Origin of the sequence: Streptomyces clavuligerus (assembly GCF_005519465.1) — a bacterium.
Taxonomy (GTDB): Bacteria; Actinomycetota; Actinomycetes; order Streptomycetales; family Streptomycetaceae; genus Streptomyces; species Streptomyces clavuligerus.
The window spans coordinates 1,778,168-1,798,713 of record NZ_CP027858.1 but is presented as its reverse complement, the minus strand read 5'-3'; the positions used below and the strand labels follow the sequence as shown (position 1 = coordinate 1,798,713).

At 70.8% G+C, this 20,546-nt stretch carries 17 protein-coding genes; 5 read left to right on the top strand and 12 right to left on the bottom strand.

Features of this window, described 5'->3' with window-relative positions; genetic code table 11:
* The 9 genes from galE to CRV15_RS07095 form a co-directional block, all read right to left on the bottom strand.
* Window positions 1-984: a UDP-glucose 4-epimerase GalE gene (galE, locus tag CRV15_RS07135; RefSeq protein WP_003952423.1), complete on the bottom strand. Its 984-nt coding sequence runs from the start codon at window positions 982-984 to the stop codon at window positions 1-3.
* Window positions 981-1,691, bottom strand: a complete 711-nt coding sequence (locus CRV15_RS07130; RefSeq protein ID WP_003961864.1) for a PIG-L deacetylase family protein — start codon at window positions 1,689-1,691, stop codon at window positions 981-983. Before CRV15_RS07130 ends, galE begins: the two co-directional genes overlap by 4 nt.
* The gene (locus CRV15_RS07125; RefSeq protein ID WP_003961865.1) at window positions 1,688-3,073 is read right to left on the bottom strand and encodes a glycosyltransferase family 4 protein; all 1,386 of its coding nucleotides are present in this window, start codon (window positions 3,071-3,073) and stop codon (window positions 1,688-1,690) included. Before CRV15_RS07125 ends, CRV15_RS07130 begins: the two co-directional genes overlap by 4 nt.
* Window positions 3,073-3,879, bottom strand: coding sequence for a GNAT family N-acetyltransferase (locus CRV15_RS07120; RefSeq protein ID WP_269217513.1), 807 nt, complete (start codon window positions 3,877-3,879; stop codon window positions 3,073-3,075). Before CRV15_RS07120 ends, CRV15_RS07125 begins: the two co-directional genes overlap by 1 nt.
* Window positions 3,880-4,043: 164 nt before the next feature.
* Complete coding sequence (locus tag CRV15_RS07115; protein ID WP_003961867.1) at window positions 4,044-5,060, bottom strand: radical SAM protein; 1,017 nt, start codon at window positions 5,058-5,060, stop codon at window positions 4,044-4,046.
* A complete protein-coding gene (locus CRV15_RS07110; RefSeq protein ID WP_003952419.1) occupies window positions 5,060-6,031 on the bottom strand; it encodes an NAD-dependent epimerase/dehydratase family protein in 972 nt (323 codons plus the stop codon). Before CRV15_RS07110 ends, CRV15_RS07115 begins: the two co-directional genes overlap by 1 nt.
* Before the next feature lie 997 nt (window positions 6,032-7,028).
* Complete coding sequence (locus tag CRV15_RS07105; protein WP_003961869.1) at window positions 7,029-8,786, bottom strand: glycoside hydrolase family 18 chitinase; 1,758 nt, start codon at window positions 8,784-8,786, stop codon at window positions 7,029-7,031.
* Between the two features lie 348 nt (window positions 8,787-9,134).
* Window positions 9,135-9,827 (bottom strand): response regulator, encoded by a 693-nt coding sequence (locus CRV15_RS07100; protein WP_003952417.1) that lies wholly within the window; start codon window positions 9,825-9,827, stop codon window positions 9,135-9,137.
* Window positions 9,824-11,026 carry a sensor histidine kinase gene (locus tag CRV15_RS07095; RefSeq protein WP_003952416.1) on the bottom strand — a complete coding sequence of 401 codons (1,203 nt, stop codon included), beginning with the start codon at window positions 11,024-11,026 and terminating at the stop codon, window positions 9,824-9,826. The genes CRV15_RS07100 and CRV15_RS07095 overlap by 4 nt, the downstream gene beginning before the upstream one ends.
* A 181-nt stretch (window positions 11,027-11,207) precedes the next feature.
* Here CRV15_RS07095 and CRV15_RS07090 point away from each other — a divergent pair, with 181 nt between their 5' ends.
* Window positions 11,208-11,837 carry a hypothetical protein gene (locus CRV15_RS07090; RefSeq protein ID WP_003952415.1) on the top strand — a complete coding sequence of 210 codons (630 nt, stop codon included), beginning with the start codon at window positions 11,208-11,210 and terminating at the stop codon, window positions 11,835-11,837.
* A gap of 76 nt (window positions 11,838-11,913) precedes the next feature.
* Here the strand turns inward: CRV15_RS07090 and CRV15_RS07085 are convergent, their stop codons facing one another.
* Complete coding sequence (locus tag CRV15_RS07085; RefSeq protein ID WP_003952414.1) at window positions 11,914-12,486, bottom strand: cob(I)yrinic acid a,c-diamide adenosyltransferase; 573 nt, start codon at window positions 12,484-12,486, stop codon at window positions 11,914-11,916.
* Window positions 12,487-12,673: 187 nt separating this feature from the next.
* Here CRV15_RS07085 and CRV15_RS07080 point away from each other — a divergent pair, with 187 nt between their 5' ends.
* From CRV15_RS07080 to CRV15_RS07070, 3 genes are all read left to right on the top strand, one after another.
* Window positions 12,674-13,522 (top strand): 3-hydroxyacyl-CoA dehydrogenase family protein, encoded by an 849-nt coding sequence (locus CRV15_RS07080; RefSeq protein ID WP_003952413.1) that lies wholly within the window; start codon window positions 12,674-12,676, stop codon window positions 13,520-13,522.
* A gap of 263 nt (window positions 13,523-13,785) precedes the next feature.
* On the top strand, window positions 13,786-14,109 hold the full coding sequence (locus CRV15_RS07075; protein ID WP_003952412.1) for an STAS domain-containing protein: 324 nt from the start codon (window positions 13,786-13,788) through the stop codon (window positions 14,107-14,109).
* A 1,069-nt stretch (window positions 14,110-15,178) separates the two neighbouring features.
* The gene (locus CRV15_RS07070; protein ID WP_003961874.1) at window positions 15,179-17,737 is read left to right on the top strand and encodes a P-loop NTPase family protein; all 2,559 of its coding nucleotides are present in this window, start codon (window positions 15,179-15,181) and stop codon (window positions 17,735-17,737) included.
* Between the two features lie 124 nt (window positions 17,738-17,861).
* On the opposite strand, the gene nucS is transcribed toward CRV15_RS07070, so the two are convergent.
* On the bottom strand, window positions 17,862-18,524 hold the full coding sequence (gene nucS, locus CRV15_RS07065) for an endonuclease NucS (protein ID WP_003961875.1): 663 nt from the start codon (window positions 18,522-18,524) through the stop codon (window positions 17,862-17,864).
* 311 nt (window positions 18,525-18,835) lie between these two features.
* Here nucS and CRV15_RS07060 point away from each other — a divergent pair, with 311 nt between their 5' ends.
* On the top strand, window positions 18,836-19,228 hold the full coding sequence (locus CRV15_RS07060) for an SCO5389 family protein (RefSeq protein ID WP_003952406.1): 393 nt from the start codon (window positions 18,836-18,838) through the stop codon (window positions 19,226-19,228).
* Between the two features lie 262 nt (window positions 19,229-19,490).
* Here the strand turns inward: CRV15_RS07060 and CRV15_RS07055 are convergent, their stop codons facing one another.
* Complete coding sequence (locus tag CRV15_RS07055) at window positions 19,491-20,519, bottom strand: LLM class flavin-dependent oxidoreductase (RefSeq protein ID WP_003952405.1); 1,029 nt, start codon at window positions 20,517-20,519, stop codon at window positions 19,491-19,493.
* Window positions 20,520-20,546 lie beyond the last annotated feature (27 nt).

The window sequence follows — 20,546 nt, the reverse complement described above, 5'->3', positions numbered from 1 at the left end:
TCACTCCAGCGAGGCCGGTACTCGGGTGTGCCAGGCCCAGGCGGTACGGACGATGTCGTCGAAGCTGTGCTCGGCGCGCCAGCCGAACCGGCTCTCCGCCAGTGCCGGATCGGCCCATGACAGAGCTGGGTCACCGGGCCGCCGTGGGACGGTGGACACATCGATGGTCCTGCCGGAGACCTTCTCCAGGGCGTCGACCAGTTCGCGTACGCTGACAGGCTCGCCGCGACCGAGGTTGACGGCTCCGTTCCGGTCGTCGCTGTCCAGTTCCTCCACCACCCGGGCATGAGCGCGGGCCAGGTCCTCCACATGGATGTAGTCGCGGAGGGCGGTTCCGTCCGCTGTCGGGTAGTCCCCACCGAAGATCCGCAGTGTGGGGACGAGCCCGAGTGCCGTCCGGACGGCGACCGGAAGGATCTGGGTGGCGGAGGGACCCGCGTTCTCCCCGAGTGCGCCGTCGGCGGCGGCACCTGCGGCGTTGAAGTAGCGGAGGTTGGCGTAGCGCATCCCCGTGGCCCTGCCGTAGGAGGCGATCATGCGTTCGCACAGATACTTCGACTCACCGTAGGGGCTCTCCGGGCGGACGGGCGCCGACTCGTCCACCGGGCAGATCTGCGGTGTCCCGTAGACCGCGCAGGACGAGGAGAAGACGAAGCGTCCGACACCCGTCTCGGCGCACAGCCCGAGCACGTTCTGGGTGCCTGTCACATTGACCCGGTAGTACGTGGTGATGTCCCGCAGCGACGCCTCCGACGACTTCAGAGCGGCGAAGTGGATCACGGCATCCGGACGGAATCCCTGAAAGACCCGGCGCAGGGCCTCGGTGTCGAGGATGTCCACGACCCTCAGATCGTGCTCGGCCACCGCCTCGCGTCGGCCGGTGCTGAGATTGTCGGCCACGACGACGTCGTGTCCGGCCGCGGCCAGCCCGCGTACGGTGAAGGAGCCCACGTACCCGGCTCCTCCGGTGACAAGAACTCTCATGTCCGTCCCACTCCGAGGGTGTCGTGTCCTGTCGTCGGCGAGGTGCGCAGCTCCCGTCCCAGGGCGAATGCCTCCGCGGCGGTGACCCCGACCTGGTGTCCCCGGTGGGCGGCCAGGGTGCGGACGGCTTCCAGGGAGCGCGGATGGGGCGGCTCGTGCACTTCGTAGTCGTAGGCGGCGAGGGCCCGGCACTTGGCCTCGACCTCCCCGGTCACGTCGTAGAAGACATCGGGCCGGAACGGTGCCATGAGACCGGTCTGCTGTTCCGTCGAGGACAGCACCTCGAAGTGCAGTACCTGGCGGACCGGCCCGCCGCCCAGGATTCGGGTGCCATAGGACACCGCGTGGGCCACTCTCCGGTGGTCCGCATGGATGTCGCCCGGGTGGTGGGTGAGGACGAGTTCGGGGCCGGTCTCCCGCAGCAGTTTTCCCACCCCGTCGACCACCGGGCGCTGAGAGAGATCGGCGAGGAGCCGCCCATCGGCCGCGTACCCCCCGAAAGAGATCTCCTTCGCACCCAGTTCTCCGGCCGCAGTCTCGCATCGGGCTCTGGCCTGTTCCCTGGTGACACCCTCGTGCCGGAGGGAGACACCCTCCGCCATGATGTGGATGTGCACCTGAGCGCCCTGGCGGCTCAGGGTCGCCACCGTGGCCCCGGCACCCAGGACCTCGTCGTCCGGGTGTGCGGCGATGACCAGGACCTTCACCGGAGGGCCGGGGTGGTGGCCGCCGCTCCCGGCCGGCTGAGGGCACCCATGGCATAGAGCCGCTCTGCCAGGGAACGGGTCGGCACCGCAGCCGGTTTGAGGAGCAGGCGGGGATCTTTGGCCTCGACGGAGGCGGTGAGGACCGCGAAGGTCTCGGCGTCCACCTCCATGATGTGGGAGGAGTGGGGCACAAAGACGAAGCCGCTGTCGCTCTCCTCACGGAGCCGTACCTCGTCCCAGACCACTTCCCCGAGTACGACCTCTGGGCCGATCCGGTCGATGACCAGCAGATCCAGCCGGTGGGAGAGATATTCGACGCGCTGTGCGGCGCGGTGTCCCCCGTGGATGGCCTCCCGGCCGGCCCGTCCCATGGCGGCTCCCGCGTGACGGTCGTCCATCATCTGCTGCATCGCCTGTCGCAGATCCTCGTCGTCCACGATGAGGAGGCCGTGCCGCTCGTCCTCGACGAACTCGGGGATACCGCCCTGGGCCGCAGCGACGACGGGCCGCCCGCCCGCCATGGCCTCCTTGAGCGCGAGCGGTCCCGTTTCGGGCACGGTACTGGCGAGAACGACGGCGTCCGCCGCGGCGATGACAGGAGCGACCTCCTGCTGATGGCCGATGAACCGGACCTGATCCGCAATGCCGAGCTCGGTGGCCTGGGCGCGCAGGTCGTCTTCGAGTGGACCGTCGCCCGCGACGACGAGCAGCGGGGGAGGCGAGTCGGGGCCACTTCTCAGCTCGGGCAGGGTTCCGACCACGCGGTCCAGACCCTTCTCCCAGGAGAGCCGTGCGAGGGAGAGGAAGACATACTGGTCCGGAGCGATTCCCAGCCGTTCTCGCGCGGCGTCCCGGTCTGCCGTGTCGAGCGCGTCCAGGAGCGTCCCCCGGACACCGCTGGTGAGAACCTCGACCTGTTCCTCTTCCAGAATCCCCGCCTCGACCAGGGGTTGGAACTGCCGCAGGTACTGTTCCTGGGAGGTGGCGACGACCAGATCCACCCTGCTGAACAGCTCGCGCACCTCGTCCGTGGTGCCCAGGGGGAAGGCCGAGTGCCGGAAGAGGCAGACCGCCATCTCGTCGGCTGTGTGTTCTCCGGCGCTCTGGACCACCGAGGCGTCGGCCCGCCCGGTGACACAGACGACGTGGGGCCGACGGTCCAGCAGGACCGCCGAGACGGCGTCCACAGCGGTGTCGTCGGCGAAAGGCGGCACACTCACGGTGTCCAGACCGGCGGCCTGGCACACCTCCAGCATGGCCCCGCCTTCCTCGGCGAGGACGGTTACCGAGTGACCGTGCGCGACAAGGCCGTCCGCGACGTCCTGCATATAGCGGTGCTTTCCGCCCCAGACCTGATCGGAGACAGTGATAATGATCTTCATTAGTTCCGGATGCCCTTCCCGAAGATCCCGGGGTACGAACCGGGAATGGTCCACAGTGCGTTGATATAGCGCAGGGCGGTCAGCCGGTTGGCGACTCCCCCGAGGACGGCATACGGCATTCCGCTCGCCTTGGCCTGGCGCAAGCACTCCTCCAGGAGGGCCGGGGCCAGCTCCAGACTGTGACCGCGTACCGAGGGGATGAGGGCGATGGTGGAGAGCATGCCGAGCCGTGCGGTGTCGTACGCGACAAATCCGATCAGCCGCTCCTTCGCGGGCAGGCCGGTGTCCTGGTCCACGACGATGACCGAGGAGATCGGGTCCCGTGAGAAGGACCGGTGGATCTCGCTCGCCCAGCCTCCGCCGAAGGTCTCTTTGATCCATTCGACGAGGAGGAGTCCCTCACTGGCCTCCGGGCGGCGGACCACCAGCTCACGGCCGGCCGCGTGGAGCGTCGCCGGCTTGTCGCGGGGAGACCAGGTGCGCAGGTCGATGAAGAAGTCCGCCCACTTCAGGCTGGGGTCGTCCCGGCTCGCTGCTCTGGTGCGTCCGGTGGTGAGGGGGATCTGCCACGCTGCGTCCGCCACCGCCGGAGGGAGTCCGTCTGTGTGCTCCCCGATGTTCAGCAACCCATAGGCGTAGCCCAGCCAGCCGAGGTGTTCCAGCGCGAGATGGACCAGTGCCCAGCGGACCAGTGGGCGATGCGCGGCGGCGATGGTATCCGCGATCTCGCAGGGCCCGACCGTACCCGGCCCCGAGGTGTTGATGTCGCAGCTACCGAGGGTGTCTCCACCCTGTCGGAGCCTCACGGAGGTGGCGGTGCGTGGGTTTGCGCACGGGCTGAAGACGGGGGTGACCCCGGAGGCGGGCCGGTCCTGGTCCCCGTGGGGAAGGAGGACTGAGGCCAGGGCGTCCAGAGCGGGCCGGGAGGGTGGTACGTCATACAGACGGATCAGTACTTCCCGGGTCACGACTATCTCACCTCTGCACCTTCGAAGATCTGGCGGTCCAGCAGCGAGGTGAGCGGGGGCGCGTCGTCCGCGTCCTCGGAGGCGAAGTCCCAGAAGATCTGACGCAGTCGGTCCTCGGTGAACTCCTCCTGTTCCTCGACCAACTGCTGCTGGCCCTTCGACCAGATCTCCGGGACCGGCGCGTCTTTGACATTGCCCAAGGGGGCGGCGCTGTACAGACGGCTCATGGTCACGTCCCCGGTGGCAGAGATCGCGACACTGCTGTCCCTCACCAGATAGGGGAACATCACTACATCCTGGAAGGGACGGAGGCTCTCGCCCGGAACCAGGTAGGGGGCGTTGAGGTTCAGGTCGAAATCCGTCACAGGGACGTTCCGCTTGAACTCGGTCACCCGCTGATGGATCGCCATGGTCTCCTGCTCGGTCAGGAGCAGCCGGTTCCGACCGCCCCGGCCGTGGGCCCGCACCAGGATGAGGTCCTGCCGACGGAACCCCTGCCCCCGCAGATGGTGTGCCAGGTCGAAGACGTTGTGCTGGTTGGTCTTCATGACTGTGGTCAGCACCTTGAAGCTGCGGACCCGGTCCCGCAGATAGGCGGAGTTCTCCATGACGGTGTCGAAGACGTCCATGAGCCGGACGGCTGCGAAGGTTTCGCGGGTACCGTCCATGCTGACGCGGATGGAGTCGATTCCGCTGTCGACGATGCGGTCGAGTTGTTCACGGGTGTGGTTGGCCGCGTTGGTGATGAGGGTGACCGTCGAGTGCCGCAGTTTCGGCACGACGTCCAGAAGCTGCCAGAACCCCTTGCGGACGGTGGGCTCACCGCCTGTGAGGGTGATCTCGAAGGTGCCCATCCGGTCCAGTTCGAGCATCGTGTTCTGCAACTGCTCGATGGAGAGCATCTTGCGCCGGATGTGCAGGGGGATCTCACCGGTGTTGGTGCGGCAGTGGATGCACCGCAGGTCGCATGCGTAGGTGACGTCGAGGCTTGCACGTACAGGGGCGGTATAGCCGGCCATCAGTGGGACTCCTCGTGAAGAACGCGCTGGTGGATATCGTCCGCATCGCGTGATTGCCACCACGCGAGCGTCAACTCTGTTCCCTTCTCCATGCCGACCGTGTCCGGGGAGGGGGCGATACGGAGATTCTGCTGAGTGGTGTCGGCGCGGAATTCCATGATCTCGTTGACCCTGTTCGGCCTTCTGGCCACACGAGCACCGGGGGAGATCCGCTGCAGCAGGGCCACAACCTCGTTGACGGAGAAGGAGATACCGGAGCCGAGGTTGAGCACTGGTGGGAGAGGGCCGCCCGCGAGCGCGATCAGCTTGTCGACGACATCGGTGATGTAGCTGAAGTCCCGGCGCTGGCTGCCGGCGCCCTCGACCGGAAGCTCACCGTTGAGCAGGAGGTTGGCGCAGAGCCGGGGGACCAGGGCGTCGGGCCGTTCGCCGGGGCCGTACACATTGAAGAATCGGACGATCCCGATCTCGGGAGCTCCCGGGGCCTTCTGATGGGCCCGGGCCAGCATCTCCAACGCCACCTTGCTCGCGGCATAGGGGGAGAGCGGGGCCAGCGGACTGGTCTCTGGTGTCGGCAGGAGATCGGCCCGCCCGTACACCTCGCAGGTGCTCCCGATGACCACTCTCGGTACCCCGGCCTTCGCGCACAGACGGAGCAGATGGCGGCCGGAGTCCACGTTATCCAGATATTCAAGTGGTTCCTTGAACGATCGTGGAACGCTTTTGTGCGAGGCTAGATGGTAAACGGTCCCGACATTCGAAAGATCATCTTCGTGGAGTTCAAGTATTGATTTCTCAAGAAATTTACCTGTCCCCTCCGGTGGAATCATTGGAGGGACGCGCAAGTCGTCGACGACAGTGACATCACAACCCGACTCTGTAAGCCTCCGGGCCAGGTTTCCTCCTATGAATCCGGCGCCTCCGGTAATGAGAGAGCGTCTTCGGGAGAGTTCACTAGGAATGGTTTGCACCCTGCACCTCCGCAACGGATAGATCAAGCCATGTGCGGGATTGCTGATTTATTTCCCGACGGGTGTTGTCGGCGATTCACTCGATGTCGTTGGCAAGTACAAGCATCTTAGGTGGGGTGCCGATCATGGCGAGTGTGTCGTGGATCACAGTGGACCGCTCGGCGCTCCTCGTTCAGGTGAAGGTCCTGGTGGAGAGGTGATATGGAATGTTACCCTTCGGTAATTTCTCGCTTTACTTGGCTGAGTGATAGTCGTTTTTCACGTGTCAATGGCGCGATTCTTTCTACGGACGGGAAGATTCCGGATTGCTGTGGTTGTGATAACGGTCGATTGGTAAGAAATGCTGGAAAATCACCATTCAATGGTGTGAAAGGTTGATGGCGGATGCCTCTGTGTCATGTGGAGGCGTATGGATTCCGGCACGGGAAAGTGAGTTCCAGGGATATGGAAGGCCGTGAATTCGGCAACTCGCCGGTGGTTCCATCTTTATGGGGGAGGTCGATAGCCGGTGCATTTTTTCAGGCCTCGTACGACCCGTGCGCCTCATCTCGATATGCATATCGAGCGATGACGCGGCGGCGGAGAGGCTTTTCCGCGGCCGGCGGCCCGGGTGGGCCTGCCACTCCATCACGGTGGAGCGTCCCACTGTCCTTCTCGGTCCTCTTGCGCGCGGGGCGCGGGCATGCGCAACGGCCTTCCGGCGGTGCCGTACGCCCTGGGCCCACAGCTCTGGGAGACGGCGGGTTCTGTGTCATTCCCGGGAGCGCGGACCGCTTCTCCGCGCGTACTGAACCGACTTCACCCGGCGGGAGAGTCCGCCTCCCGGGGGTGTGGCGGGCGATTGCTTCAGCCGCCGGCGGGAGCGGGCCGCGCTCCGGTCCTCCCCGGAGGAATGGCGAAGGGGCCGGGGAGTGATCCCCGGCCCCTCTGTCGTGCTGGCGGTCCTGCGGTTCTGTGCCGTGCTGTTGTCGCCCGTGCTGCGGGTGGTGCGGAGGGCCTACTTCAGACCGTTGTCGATCGCCGTGGTCAGCTCGCCGTTGCCGGTGTCACCGCTGGCCTCCCAGGCGAAGGCGCCGCCCAGGCCCTGGCTCTTGGCCCAGGCCATCTTGGTGGCGATGGTCGCCGGGGTGTCGTAGCCCCACCAGTTGCTGCCGCACTTGGCGTAGGCGGTGCCGCCGACGGTTCCGGTGGCCGGGCAGGTGTTCTTCAGGACCTTGTAGTCCTCGAAGCCGGGCTCGTAGGTGCCCTGCGCGGGTCCGGTGGCGGTGCCGCCCGGTGTCGCCTGGGTCACCCCGGTCCAGCCGCGGCCGTAGTAGCCGACGCCCAGCAGCAGCTTGGCCGCGGGGACGCCCTTGGCCTTCAGCTTGGCGATGGCGTCGGCGGAGTTGAAGCCCTGCTGCGGGATGCCCGGGTAGGAGGTCAGCGGGGAGTGCGGGGCCGTCGGGCCCTGCGCCGCCCAGGCGCCGAAGAAGTCGTACGTCATCACGTTGTACCAGTCGGTGTACTGCGCGGCGCCGCCGTAGTCGGCGTTGTCGATCTTTCCGCCGGAGGAGGCGTCGGCGGTGATGGCGGCGGTCAGCAGGTAGTTCGGACCGGTCCGGGCACGGAACGCCTGCATCATGTTCTTCATCACCGCGGGGCCGCTGGTGTCACAGGTCAGACCACAGGCGTTGGGGTACTCCCAGTCCAGGTCGATGCCGTCGAAGACATCGGCCCAGCGCGGGTCCTCCACCAGCCGGTAGCAGGAGTCGGCGAAGGCGGCCGGGTTCTGCATGGCCTGGGTGAAGCCGCCGGACCAGGTCCAGCCGCCGAAGGAGAACAGGACCTTGATGTGCGGGTGCTTCTTCTTCAGCTCGCGGAGCTGGTTGAAGTTGCCGCGCAGCGGCTGGTCCCAGGTGTCGGCGACACCGTCCACGGACTGGTCCGCGGTGTACGCCTTCTCGTAGTCGGCGAAGGCGTCACCGATGGTGCAGCGACCACCCTGCACATTGCCGAAGGCGTAGTTGATGTGGGTGATCTTCGCGGCGATGCCGGAGGTGTCCAGGTTCTTGACGTGGTAGTTGCGCCCGTAGATGCCCCACTGGGTGAAGTAGACCATCTTCTTGGCAGTGCCCGGGTTGCCCCCGCCGCCGCCCGGGGTGGTGACGAAGAGCGGCTCGCTCTTCGGGCCGAGCTGGTCGGCGGTGTCCCGCGCCTGCACGGTGTAGGTGTAGTTCGTGCCTTTGGTCAGACCGGTGTCGGTGAAGGTCAGGGCCGTGGTGGTGGTGACCTTGGTGTCGTTCCGGTAGACGTCGTAGTTCTTGACGCCCTTGTCGTCCGACGCGGCGGTCCAGCTGATGACGGCCGAGGTCTCCGTCACGGTGCCCGCGGTGGGGACACCGGGGGCGGTCGGCGGGGTGTCGCCCGGGACCCCGCCGCCGTCACAGGAGTTGCCGTTGAGCTTGCAGTTCGACGGGGCTCCGGTGCCGGTGCCGTTGAACCCGAAGGTGACGGAGGCCCCGGGGGCCAGCGATCCGGCCCAGGGCTTGTTCTTGGCGGTCCAGCGGTTGCCGACGTTGGTCACATCGGCGTCCCAGGCGGAGGTGACCCGGGTGCCCGCGGGGAAGTCCCACTCCACGGTCCAGCCGTTGATGGTGGTGGTCCCGGTGTTCTTGACGGTCCACCGCCCTTCGAAGCCGCTTCCCCAGTCGGCGGCCTTGGCGTAGGTCGCGGTCGCGGACGTCGCGGCCTGGGCCGGGGTGGCGAGTCCGACCATTGCGGCCAGCGGGATGATCAGGGCCGTCAGCGCCGCTGTGATCCGGGATCGGGTGGAAAGCCGTGCCCAGCGGGTAGGACGACTTCTGGAACCGTGCAGTGGTGGGGGTTGAGTGCTCACGGGTACTCCTTGAGGAGGTCCGGACAGTGGGGTGGGGCGACCGTGCACTGCGCACTCTGCGTGGCTCACCGCAGCGTGTGATGCGGCGAGACTAGGAAGGTCTGGACCAATCGTCAATAGGTCCAGACCAAAGGTGGGGGTCGGGGCCGGGAATCGCCCCCCGCGCCCTCGGGCTGCCCGAACGGGCGTGCGGAAGGGCGTGGGGAGAGGCGTGCGGAGGGGCGGTGTCTAGATCCCCAACTCCTGCGCCAGGACGGCCGCTTGTACCCGGCTCCTCAGTTCCAGCTTGTTCAGCAACCGGCTGACATGGGTCTTCACCGTGGCCTCCGCCATCGACAGCCGGACGGCGATCTCCGCGTTCGACAGGCCCTCACCCACGGCGGACAGCACCTCCCGTTCCCGCCGGGTCAGCACGTCGAGCACCGAGGGATCGGGCCCGCCGGGGCCGCGCACCCGGCGCGGCGCCGCGAACTCGGCGATCAGCCGACGGGTCACCGCCGGGGCGATCAGCCCCTCGCCCCGGGCCACCGTCCGCACCGCCGCCAGCAGATCGGCCGCCTCGGTGTTCTTCAGCAGAAAGCCCGAAGCCCCCGCCCGCAGCGCCCCGAAGATGTACTCGTCCAGGTCGAACGTGGTCAGCACCAGCACATCGGCCAGGGAGTCCGCCACGATCTGCCGGGTCGCCGAGACCCCGTCGAGCCGCGGCATCTGGACGTCCATCAGCACCAGGTCCGGCCGCAGCTCCCGGGCCAGCCGTACCGCCTCCTCGCCGTCCGGCGCCTCCCCCACGACCTCGATGTCGGGCGCGCTGCGCAGGATGAGGACCAGGCCCGCCCGGACCGCGCTCTGGTCCTCGGCGACCAGGACCCGTACCCGGCCCGTCCACTCAGGACGCTCGTCGGCCGGCGGATACCGCGTCATACGAAAGGCTCCTTGTCGTCCCGCACGGGCAGTACGGCCCGTACGCACCAGATCTTCGCCGGTCCGCCCGGCGGTCCCGGGACGGGGCCCGCGGCGACCTCCCCGTCGAGCAGGGCGACCCGCTCCCTGATCCCCACCAGTCCGCTGCCGGACCCCGGCGCGCGCGGACCGGAGCGGTCGCCGTGGACGCTGCTCACCCCGACGGTCAGCGCCCCTCCGGGGTCATGGGCCAGCTCGACGCGCACCTCGCCCGGGTCGGCGTGCTTGAGCGCGTTGGTCAGCGACTCCTGGACGATCCGGTAGGCCGCCATCTCCACCGGGGCCGGGAGCCGCAGCTCCGGATCGCGTCCGTCCAGCAGGGTGAAGGTCAGACCGCTGGCCGCGCCGGTGACACGGGCCTGTTCGATCAGTGCTTCGAGCCCGGAGAGGGTGGGCGCGGCGGCGGGTTCCCGATCGTCCCCGCCCTCCCGGAGCAGCCCGATCAGCCGGCGCATCTCGGTCAGTCCGGCGACGCTGTTCTCCCGGATCACCCCCAGCGCCTGACGGGTGACCGCCGGGTCGTCCAGGGAGAGTGCCGCCGTGGAGTGGATGGCGATCGCCGAGAGATGGTTGGCGACCATGTCGTGCAGCTCGCGGGCCATCCGGCCGCGTTCGGCGGTCACGGCCTGCACCCGGTCCATCTCGGCCAGCAGCGCCGTCTGCTCCGCCCGCAGCCGGGCCGTCTCGGCGGCGTCCCGATGGTTGCGGATGATCACTCCGGTGGCCGCGGGACCGACAGTGATCATGCCGATGACCACCCCGAGGAGCAGCCCCTCGGGGCTGCGGAGCCAGACCAGGAAGGCGACGGTCGACGCGACGGTGAGCAGCCCGGCCGCCACCGGGATACGCCGGGCGGCCGAGGGCGGGCCGTAGACGACCGCCGCGTACACCACATCGGTGAAGAGGAGCACGGTGATCAGATTGCCGTGGGTGAAGAGGTCCGCGACCAGCGCGGCGGTGCCCACGAGCAGGGTGGTCAGCGGCAGCGAGCGGCGGAACAGCTCCTGGACGCAGAGCACCGTCAGCGGTACCAGGGTCGCCCACGGCGGGAGCGAGGACTCGCGCTGGGTGTAGAGCCCCAGGGACCACAGCAGCACCCCGCCCAGCAGGGCCGCCGAGGCCAGGACGACATCGTCGCGGTGGGGGCGTGGAACGGTCACCTCCTCATCCAACACGCCCTCGGGGCTCCGGACCTCGCCGGCCCGGCGGAGCCTCCGTTCCACCGAGTACACCGAAGGATGCAGTCCGGGTTCCTCACCGGCGACGACGACGCGGGGCCCCGGGGCCGGGAGGCTGGTGGGGTAGGTGTTCGTCCGGACGGGGAGAGGGCGTGGTCGGACCGTGGTCCTTGCGCTGATCATCATCTGTGAGGTCGGTTTCTGGGTACTGCTGGCGGCCGGTCTCGGCGCACGGTATGTCCTGCGCAGGCCCCGGCTGGGCATGGCCCTGCTGCTGTGCGAACCGCTGCTGGAGGTCGTGCTGCTGGCCGCCACGGCGATCGATCTGCGCAACGGCGCCGAACCGAGCTGGCACCACGGTCTCGCCGCGCTCTACATCGGCTACACCGTCGGCCACGGCCACCGCACGGTGACATGGCTCGACGGCCACGCCGCCCACCGCTTCGGGGGCGCCCCGCCGCCGCCGGAGCCGCCCCGGTACGGGAAGGCGCGCGCCGCCCACGAGGGAAAGCTGTGGGCCGGCACCGTGGTGGGCGCGGTGGTGGCGAGCGGACTGCTGCTGCTCGCGATCCTGTACGTGGGTGACGCCGCCCGCACGGCGAGCCTGGAGGCGTGGCTCCTTCAGGCATGGAAGATCACCGGTATCCACGGTCTGATCGCCCTCACCTATGTCATCTGGCCGCGGCGGGCACCCGCGGGGTCGGGCGACGGGAACGACGAGGGCGACGGGAGCGACGGGAGCGGCGGGGAGGATGCGCCGCGTGTCCCGGTGAAGGTGGAGCGCCGCCGCTGAGCCCCCCGTCCACCCCCTCCGTTCCCTTCTGTTCCTCTCCGTTCCTCTCCGTTCCTCTCCGTTCAGTGCGCTGCTGTCAGCGCTCCCCGCCGGGGACCCAGAGGACGTCCCCCGTCTCCCGGTTCGCCACCCGGGCCAGGATGAAGAGCAGATCGGACAGCCGGTTGAGATAGGTGGCGGCCAGGGGGTTCATCGTCTCCCCGTGCGCCTCCAGCGCCGCCCAGGTGGAGCGCTCCGCCCGGCGGACCACCGTGCACGCCTGGTGGAGCAGGGCCGCGCCCGGCGTCCCGCCCGGGAGGATGAAGCTGCGCAGCTTCTCCAGGCCCTCCAGGAAGCGGTCGCAGTCGGCCTCCAGCCGGTCGATATAGGGCTGCTCCACCCGCAGCGGAGGGTGCGCGGGGTTCTCGACCACCGGGGTGGAGAGGTCCGCCCCCACGTCGAAGAGGTCGTTCTGGACCCGGGTGAGCGCCTGGACGACGTCCTCGGGGAGGCGTCCCAGCGCGATGGCGGTGCCGATGACCGCGTTGGCCTCGTTGCTGTCGGCGTACGCGGAGATCCGCAGATCGGTCTTGGCGGTGCGGCTCATGTCGCCGAGCGCCGTCGTGCCCTGGTCGCCGGTACGGGTGTAGATGCGCGTCAGATTGACCATGGGCCCAGCGTAGTTTCGTCCCGGCGGCTTTCCCCGCCCCCCGGCCGGGTGCCCGGTGTGATGTCCGCCGGACGGAGCGTGACGCGCATCTCTTCGCCGCCACTTGGCCCGCCGGGACCGCTAACCTCCGGCCAGGAGCCGTCGGGTAAACAGCCGTTGGACGGCAACGAGCGATAGGGGTGTCGCAGTGGCCAGGAAGCTCGCCGTCATCGGGGCCGGACTCATGGGTTCCGGTATCGCGCAGGTCTCCGCCCAGGCGGGCTGGGACGTGGTGCTGCGCGATGTCACCGACGACGCGCTGACCCGGGGCCTGGACACCGTCAAGGGCTCCTGGGACCGCTTTGTCGCCAAGGGGAAGCTGGAGGCGGCCGACGCCGACGCCGCGCTGGCCCGGATCACCGCCACCACCGACCTGGACGCGGTCGCCGACGCGGATGTCGTGGTCGAGGCGGTCTTCGAGAAGCTGGAGGTCAAGCATGAGATCTTCCGCGCCCTCGACAAGCTGGTGCGCGAGGACACGGTGCTCGCCTCCAACACCTCCGCCATCCCCATCACCAAGATCGCGGCGGTGACCGGGCGGCCCGAGCGGGTCGTCGGCGCGCACTTCTTCTCGCCGGTGCCGATGATGCAGCTCTGCGAGCTGGTCCGGGGCCACAAGACCAGCGATGAAACCCTCGCCACGATCCGGGAGTTCGCCGAGTCCGTCGGCAAGACCTGTATCGTCGTCAACCGTGACGTCGCGGGCTTTGTCACCACCCGGCTGATCTCGGCGCTGGTGGTGGAGGCGGCGAAGCTGTACGAGTCGGGAGTGGCCTCGGCCGAGGACATCGACACCGCCTGCAAGCTGGGCTTCGGCCATGCCATGGGGCCGCTGGCCACCGCCGATCTCACCGGGGTGGACATCCTGCTCCACGCCACCGGCAACATCTACACGGAGTCCCAGGACGAGAAGTTCGCGGCGCCGGAGCTGATGCGCCGGATGGTCGACGCCGGTGACATCGGCCGCAAGAGCGGGCAGGGGTTCTACCGCTACTGAGCGGCGGCAGGCGCCCGGCACCGTCACCGCCGGGCTCACTCCACGGAGTGAATCCGGTGTCACTCCGCTGACCCGTGGAAACCGTCTTCCTGAACGGGGAGTCAGCCGATGCGGGCAGTGCGCCGGTGACCCCGCGGCAGCGCGAAGGCGGTCGCGAGCAGCGGCGAGCAGCAGCAAGAAGGGGAGCGGCAGGGGCGAGTGGGGCGCGCCCGTGCCGCCTCGACGACATGTCCACAGGGCACCGGCACTCTCGGGGAGCGCATATGCACATCAGGGGCGACCATGCCGAGCTGGTGGTCGGGGGCCGCCTCGACGTCCGCAGCGCGGCGGACGCCCGTACGGTCCTGCACTCGGCGGTCGACGACGGGGACGGGGATCTGGTGCTCGACCTGACCTCCCTCGACTCCTGGGACGCCACCGGGCTCGGGGTCATCATGGGCGCCCACCGCCGGGCGGGCCGCTGCGGCAGGCGGCTCGTGCTGCGCGGAGTGCCGCCGCAGATGCAGCGGCTGCTGGTGGCCACCCGGCTGCACCGCATCCTCGCGATCGAGGGCGGGCTCGCGGCGGAGTCGCTGCCCCGGGTATGACCCCGGGCCGCCCCGGCCCGCCGGACCGCCCGCCGGGCGCGGGCGGGCGGCCGTGCGACGGCTTCTCCCGGTTCCGACCTGGTGGCCCGGCCGTTCCGCTTCGTCCCGGCCGTCGCCGGGTGGCGGGGTCGCGGCAGCGGGGCCTCGGCCTTCCGGACGGGGTGGTACCCGGCCCGCCGGGCGTGTGCACCGGCCCGTCGCCGCTCGGGACTGTTCCGCCCGGCCCGGGGACTCCGCGTCCTTCCGGTCTGTCACCGGGGGCGGGTCACGGCAGAGCCCTGGCGGTATTCGGCCACCGGGCGTGAGCCGCGGGCACGGGCAGGTGGCCGTGTTTCCCCGGCCTGCCGCTGTGCCTGGCCCACCGGGCGGGCAGCACCGGCCCGTCGGCCGCCCGGGGCCGTTCTGCCGGGGGTTTCGCATGGTCCGTCCGGCCCAGGGGACTTCGCGTCCTCTCGGCCCGACGCCGGGGCGGCGGGCCGTCGCAAGGCTCCGGCCGTTCAGGTGCGGCGGTACCCCCGGCGCCGGGGGTGCGCCTCGGCCCGCCGGCTGTCCGGGGCCGTTCGGCCGGCCGGCCGTTCCGCTTCGTCCCGGCCGTCGCCGGGTGGCGGGGTCGCGGCTGGGCCCGGGTGTCCGGGGCGTCGGTCGCTCCGCCGCGTCCGGCCGGGACTTCGTGCCGTCCGGATCCGTCCCAGGCCGTGGGCCGCGACCGCGGGCCGTGGGCACCGGGCCGCCGATCGTCGCGCGTCGTCCCGGACCGCCGCCGAGCCGTCCGTTCCCGCTGTGCCATGGGCTCCTCATCAAGCTGTGACCCCACCGGCAGGCGGCACTCCGTGCGATGCGGGATACCCTGCTGACGTCTAGGGTTCGATCGCCGGCCGTCGCACGGAGCGCCCCGGGAGCCAGGCCACCGGCCGCTCCCCGCCCTCCCGCCGCGGCCCATCGGCACCGCAGCGACGCCGGACGTGCCAGGGGAACCGGGAGAACCTTCACGCACGGCCCTGCCACGGACCCCCGACGGACAGAACGGCCGAGACGGACAGTGCGCAGCGCACTTGGGGGGCTTGCACCTATGGACCACGAGAGCACGGGCGAGGACACCGGAGCCACGCGCCCGCCGCGCGACCCCGGCAAGCCCGGCTTCGACCGGCCCGCGCCCGTCCGCACCGCACGACTCGTCTCCGGCGACTTCCTCCTGACGGTCAACCCGGTCGACGGCAGCGAGATAGAGCTGCGCCCGCCCGGCACCCCGGTCGCCTTCGCGGGCACGGTACCTGACGCCCCCTCGGCCGGCACCCCCCGCCGCACGCCGCAGCAGCGCGCCGAGCACGAGCGTGCCGGGCGCCCGCCCGCCCCGGCCGGGCCCGCGCCGCTCGTCCCGCCGCTGCTCGGCCGCGAGGACGAACGCGCCCACATCGGCAGCCTGCTGTCCCGGGGCCGCTCGTTGCGAATCACCGGACCCCGCGGCTCCGGCCGCACCGCCCTCCTCGACGCCGTCGCCGCCGACTGCGCCCGGCTCGCGCCCGACGGCGTCATACGGCTCAACGGCCGCCACCGCACCCCCGCCGACCTGCTGTACGAGCTGTTCGCCGCGGTGCACCACGCCCCTTCGCACCGGCCCGCCCGCGCCCGGCTGCTGGAACATGTCGCCGCGATCGGCGCCGTCGTCGTCGTGGACGACCTGGAGTTCGGCGGCAGCGCGCTCGCCGAGCTGCTGGACGCCGCACCCGAGTGCGCCTTCCTGCTCGCGGCCTGCCCCGACGCCCCCGAACCGCCCGCCGCGCTGGAGCTGGCGGAGGTCGCCCTCCCGGGCCTGGACCGCACCACCTCGCTGGAGCTGCTGCGGCACCTCGTGGACCGGCCGCTCGCCGAGGACGAGACCAACTGGGCCGGAGACCTCTGGTTCGAGTCCGACGGACTGCCCCTGCGCTTCGTCCAGGCGGGCGCGCTGCTGCGGCAGGGCGACGCCCTCCAGGAGCGGCTGCGGGACGATCCGGACGGCTTCGACGCCTTCGCGCCCCCGGAGGGCGTCGAGGACGGCGCGGTGGCCCTGCCGACCCTCGGGCAGGGCGCGGCCCCCGCCGCGCTGCTCGCCTCCCGGCTCGGCGAAGCGGCCCGCAGGACCCTGCGGTTCGCGGTCGCCCTCGGCGGCGAACTGCCCCACCAGACCCATCTGCCCGCCCTCGTCGGCGACACCCACGCCGACACCGCGATCGGCGAACTCCTCCGCTGCGGACTGCTCTCCCCGGCCGGCGGGTGCTACCGGCTCGCCGCCGGAGCCCTGCTCCAGCTCAAGGAGAAGGGGTACGGCGACGCCGCCGAGGCCCGCGCCCACACCGTCGCCCAGCACTACACCTGGTGGACCGCGCACCCCTCCGTGACCCCCGAACGGGTCGCCGTCGAGGCGGACGCCGTCCTGGCCGCGCTCACCGCCCTGGTCGCGAGCCGGGAGGACGGGCACTCCGCCGCCGCCGTGCGTCTCGCCCGCAGCGCCGCGCCCGCCCTCGCCGCCGGGCTGCACTGGAGCGCGTGGGAACGTGCCCTGCGCGCGGGCTCCGAGGCCGCCCGGCAGGCGGGGGAGGTGGCCGAGGAGGCGTACTTCCACCATGAGCTGGGTGTCCTCGCGCTCTGCACCGGCGGGCTCGACCGGGCCAGGGCCGAGCTGGAGACCTCGATCGGTATGCGCGGCGCGCTCGCCGACCGTATCGGCACGGTCGTCGGCCGCCGGGCCCTCGCCCTGGTGGAGGACCGGGAGAACGGCCGGGTGCCCGCAGCGGCCCCCGTTCCCGTGGCCCCCGACGCGGCCCGCGCCCGTGCCGGGCTCCCCCCGGTGCCCCGCCCGGCCGCACTGCCGCCCGCCCTGTCGTCCGGCGGCGGCGCGGCGGTGTCCCCGCGCGACCAGGAGCGGCGGGGTGGCACCCAGCCGCTGCCGGTGATCTCCGGGGCGACGGTGACGGTCCCGCAGACCCCCGTCCCGGCGGGGCCCGCCAAGCGCCCGGCCGCCCGCCTGGCCGTGCTGCGCGGCACCCGCCGCAACCTCGCCGCCGGGGGAGCGGTCGTGCTGCTCGCCGCCGTCGTCGGCGCGATGATCACCCTCGGCCCCGCCGGGCGCGACGAGGACCCCAAGGGCGGCCCGGTCCGCGAGACCACGTCCGAGGGCGTCGACGAGCGCGAGGGCGAGGGCTCCGGCCAGTCCGCCGACGGCAGCGGCGCCGGCACCCCCGGCACCCCGGAGACCCTCCCGGGACGGACCGCCGGCACCGTGCCCCGCCCCGGCGGCGGTACGAGCCCCTCGGCATCCGTTCCCCCCGGTACGCCCGGTACGTCCCTGCCTCCGTCCCGGCCCCCCGCGCCGTCGGACCCGGCCTCGCCGTCCGGGCCGCCGCCCGGTCCGACCACCCCGCCGCGGCCGTCCGGCAGCGGCTCCCCGCCGCTGCCCTCGCCGACGCCCTCGCAGCCCCCCGCCCCGTCGCCGTCGGCGCCCACGGTCCCCCCGACCACGCCGTCCAGCAGGCCCCCGGTCTCGCCGTCCCCGCCCGACTCCGGGACCGACCCGGACGATCCCCCCGGCGGCCGGGCGGGCGGCGGCTCCGGCGGCACCGGGCAGACCGGGGAGCGCTCCGCCCCCTGACACACCGACGGCCCCGGGGTGCTCCCCGGGGCCGTGCGCACATCTTGTTCAACGGGCCGTCCTCCGGACCGGACCGCCGGGCAGATCCTCGCGGACCCGCAGCGCCCCGCGGCGCCGCCCGGTGTCAGAACAGCCGCAGCTTGTCGTCCTCGATACCGCGCAGCGCGTCGTAGTCCAGCACCACACAGCCGATCCCGCGGTCCGTCGCCAGCACCCGCGCCTGCGGCTTGATCTCCTGGGCCGCGAACACGCCCTTCACCGGCGCGAGACGGGGGTCGCGGTTCAGCAGCTCCAGATAGCGGGTGAGCTGCTCCACCCCGTCGATCTCGCCCCGGCGCTTGATCTCCACGGCGACGGTGGCGCCGTCGGCGTCCCGGCACAGGATGTCCACGGGGCCGATGGCGGTGGGGTACTCACGGCGGATCAGGCTATAGCCCTCGCCCAGGGTCTCGATCCGGTCCGCCAGCAGCTCCTGGAGGTGGGCCTCGACACCGTCCTTGATCAGACCGGGGTCCACGCCCAGCTCGTGCGAGGAGTCATGGAGAACTTCCTCCATGGTGATGATCAGTTTCTCGCCCGCCTTGTTGACGACCGTCCAGATGTTGTCGTCGCCCTCCTTGAGGGTGCACGGCGGCGACATCCAGTTCAGTGGTTTGTACGCCCGGTCGTCCGCGTGGATGGAGACACTGCCGTCTGCCTTGACCAGGATCAGACGGGGAGCGGAGGGCAGATGGGCGGTGAGCCGGCCCGCGTAATCCACGGAGCAGCGGGCGATGACAAGGCGCATGGTCGGCAACGCTACTCGACTCCGGCCCTCGCGCGCGATTCTCCCTACGTACTCCCACGGTGGGGGACCCCCTGCGGCTGACTGAGATTCTTCGGGTAGATCCCTTCGTCCCCCTTCGTTTCCAGCCGGATGTCCGCTCCTTCTCCTGGTGCGGCCCCGAGCGCGCACTTACCGTTGATGCGGGAGGTCGCTGTTCGCACACTCTGCGTCGTCATGCGTCATGTGCATGACTACCGTGGCACGCTCCAGTACGGCGGCCTCTTCCCGTGCCCGTAAGGTCCCGGACCTCCGGGACCGCGAGAGGAGAACCCATGTCGCTCGACGTCTCACCGGCCCTGTTGGCACAGGCCGAGCGAGGCGAGGTCGACGAAGCTGACTTCGTCGACTGCGTCCGGACCTCCCTGCCCTACGCCTGGGAGATGATCAGCTCGCTGGTGGACCGTCTGAGGGTGGACGGCGGAGAATTCGCCGACAACCAGACGCCGCCGCCGGACGAGCAGGCACGCGGCCAACTGCTGCGTGCGCTCGCCAGCGATGCCATCCGCGGCTCGCTGGAACGCCACTTCGGCGTGCGCCTGGCCTTCCAGAACTGCCACCGTGTCGCGGTCTTCCCGCTGGACCCGGCGGTGGACGAAAGGCTCACGCGCTTCACGTCGATACGGGGGCAGTTGCTCAACCAGTCACCGGTCCTCCGCGACTGCTGAGTCTCTTGTGGCCCGGTTCGCCTCCGGGGCGCTGAAGCGTGCGCCGACGGACGCCCCTGTTGGCGGCTCGGTTCGCCTCCGGGGGTGCTGGAGCGTGCGCCGACGGTCGACCGTGCTCGGCCGCTCGTTCCCCGCGGCCTGCGCGCGCTCTCCGCTCTCGGCACCCGCGGCACCCCTTCGGCTCACTCGCCGCAGGGCGGGAGCGGCCGTTGGGCCCGGGCACAGGGGCGCGGGCGGTCGGTCCATGAGGGCGAACCGGGCCTCAAAGAAGCAGCGGCAGCACGTCTTCGCCGAGGCGGCGGATGGTGTCCTCGGTCGCGGACAGGTCGCCCGAGCCCTCCACCAGGAGGGCGAAGCGGCGGATGCCGGTGCGTTCGGCCGTGGCCGCCAGGCGGTCGGCGGCGAGTTTCGGCGGGCCCACGGGGTGGATGCCGCACAGCATCTCCGTGTACGCCAGCGGGTCCCGCATCACCCGCACCCGCCCGTCGACGGTGATGTGCGCGTCGAGCCCCTGCTTCAGCCAGCCCGGCATCGCCTTGAGCAGGAGTTCGCTCGCGTCGGCCGCGCTGGAGGCGATCTGTGCCACTCCGGCGGAGACATGCTCCGCGGACGCGGCCACCTCGGGCGGGTGGCCCGCTTCCGTGGCGCAGCGCCGCCAGAGGGCGACCATCTCCGCCTTCTCCTCGTCCCCGCAGTGCATTCCGAGGAGCATCGGGAGGGCGCGTTCGGCGGCCAGGCGCACGGTTGTGGGCGAGGTGCACGCCACCACGGTCTCCGGTCCCGGCGGGCCGCCGATCAGCTCGTCGGGCCGGGGTACCACCGCCACCTCGCGGAAGGGGAACCGCGGTGAGGCGGATCCCACGGAGGGCTCCCGCAGCCAGCGCAGCAGCAGGTCGAGCGATTCGGGGAAGCCCGACTCATAGGCTTCGAGGCCCGCGCCGAACACCTCCAGGTCCACCCAGGGGCCGCCGCGCCCCACACCGAGTGTGAACCGGCCGCCGCTGGTGACATGGAGCAGCGCCGCCTGTTCACCGAGGGCCACCGGGTGCACTCCGGGCAGCACGCTCACCGCCGTGCCCACCCGGATCCTCCGGGTGCGGCCGAGCAGCAGCCCGGCGAGGGTCACCGCGGAAGGGCAGACCCCGTACGGGACGAAGTGGTGCTCGGCGAGCCACACGGAGTCGAGCCCGGACTCCTCGGCGACCTCGGCCGAGCGCACCGCGCGATGCAGTGCCTCCCCCTGCCCCTGGCCCGGGAACTGGGCTGCCAGTACGAACGTACCCACGCGCATCGCCTTCTGCCTCCTTGCGGCCGACGC

What these genes read in the sequence shown, in the direction of transcription:
- CRV15_RS07105 (WP_003961869.1), bottom strand. Translation starts at nt 8,786, where the DNA reads ATGGTCGGACTCGCCACCCCGGCCCAGGCCGCGACGTCCGCGACCGCG.
- CRV15_RS07085 (WP_003952414.1), bottom strand. Translation starts at nt 12,486, where the DNA reads ATGGTCAATCTGACGCGCATCTACACCCGTACCGGCGACCAGGGCACG.
- CRV15_RS07070 (WP_003961874.1), top strand. Translation starts at nt 15,179, where the DNA reads ATGGACCACGAGAGCACGGGCGAGGACACCGGAGCCACGCGCCCGCCG.
- CRV15_RS07075 (WP_003952412.1), top strand. Translation starts at nt 13,786, where the DNA reads ATGCACATCAGGGGCGACCATGCCGAGCTGGTGGTCGGGGGCCGCCTC.
- CRV15_RS07060 (WP_003952406.1), top strand. Translation starts at nt 18,836, where the DNA reads ATGTCGCTCGACGTCTCACCGGCCCTGTTGGCACAGGCCGAGCGAGGC.
- CRV15_RS07055 (WP_003952405.1), bottom strand. Translation starts at nt 20,519, where the DNA reads ATGCGCGTGGGTACGTTCGTACTGGCAGCCCAGTTCCCGGGCCAGGGG.
- CRV15_RS07115 (WP_003961867.1), bottom strand. Translation starts at nt 5,060, where the DNA reads ATGGCCGGCTATACCGCCCCTGTACGTGCAAGCCTCGACGTCACCTAC.
- CRV15_RS07100 (WP_003952417.1), bottom strand. Translation starts at nt 9,827, where the DNA reads ATGACGCGGTATCCGCCGGCCGACGAGCGTCCTGAGTGGACGGGCCGG.
- CRV15_RS07125 (WP_003961865.1), bottom strand. Translation starts at nt 3,073, where the DNA reads ATGAAGATCATTATCACTGTCTCCGATCAGGTCTGGGGCGGAAAGCAC.
- galE (WP_003952423.1), bottom strand. Translation starts at nt 984, where the DNA reads ATGAGAGTTCTTGTCACCGGAGGAGCCGGGTACGTGGGCTCCTTCACC.
- nucS (WP_003961875.1), bottom strand. Translation starts at nt 18,524, where the DNA reads ATGCGCCTTGTCATCGCCCGCTGCTCCGTGGATTACGCGGGCCGGCTC.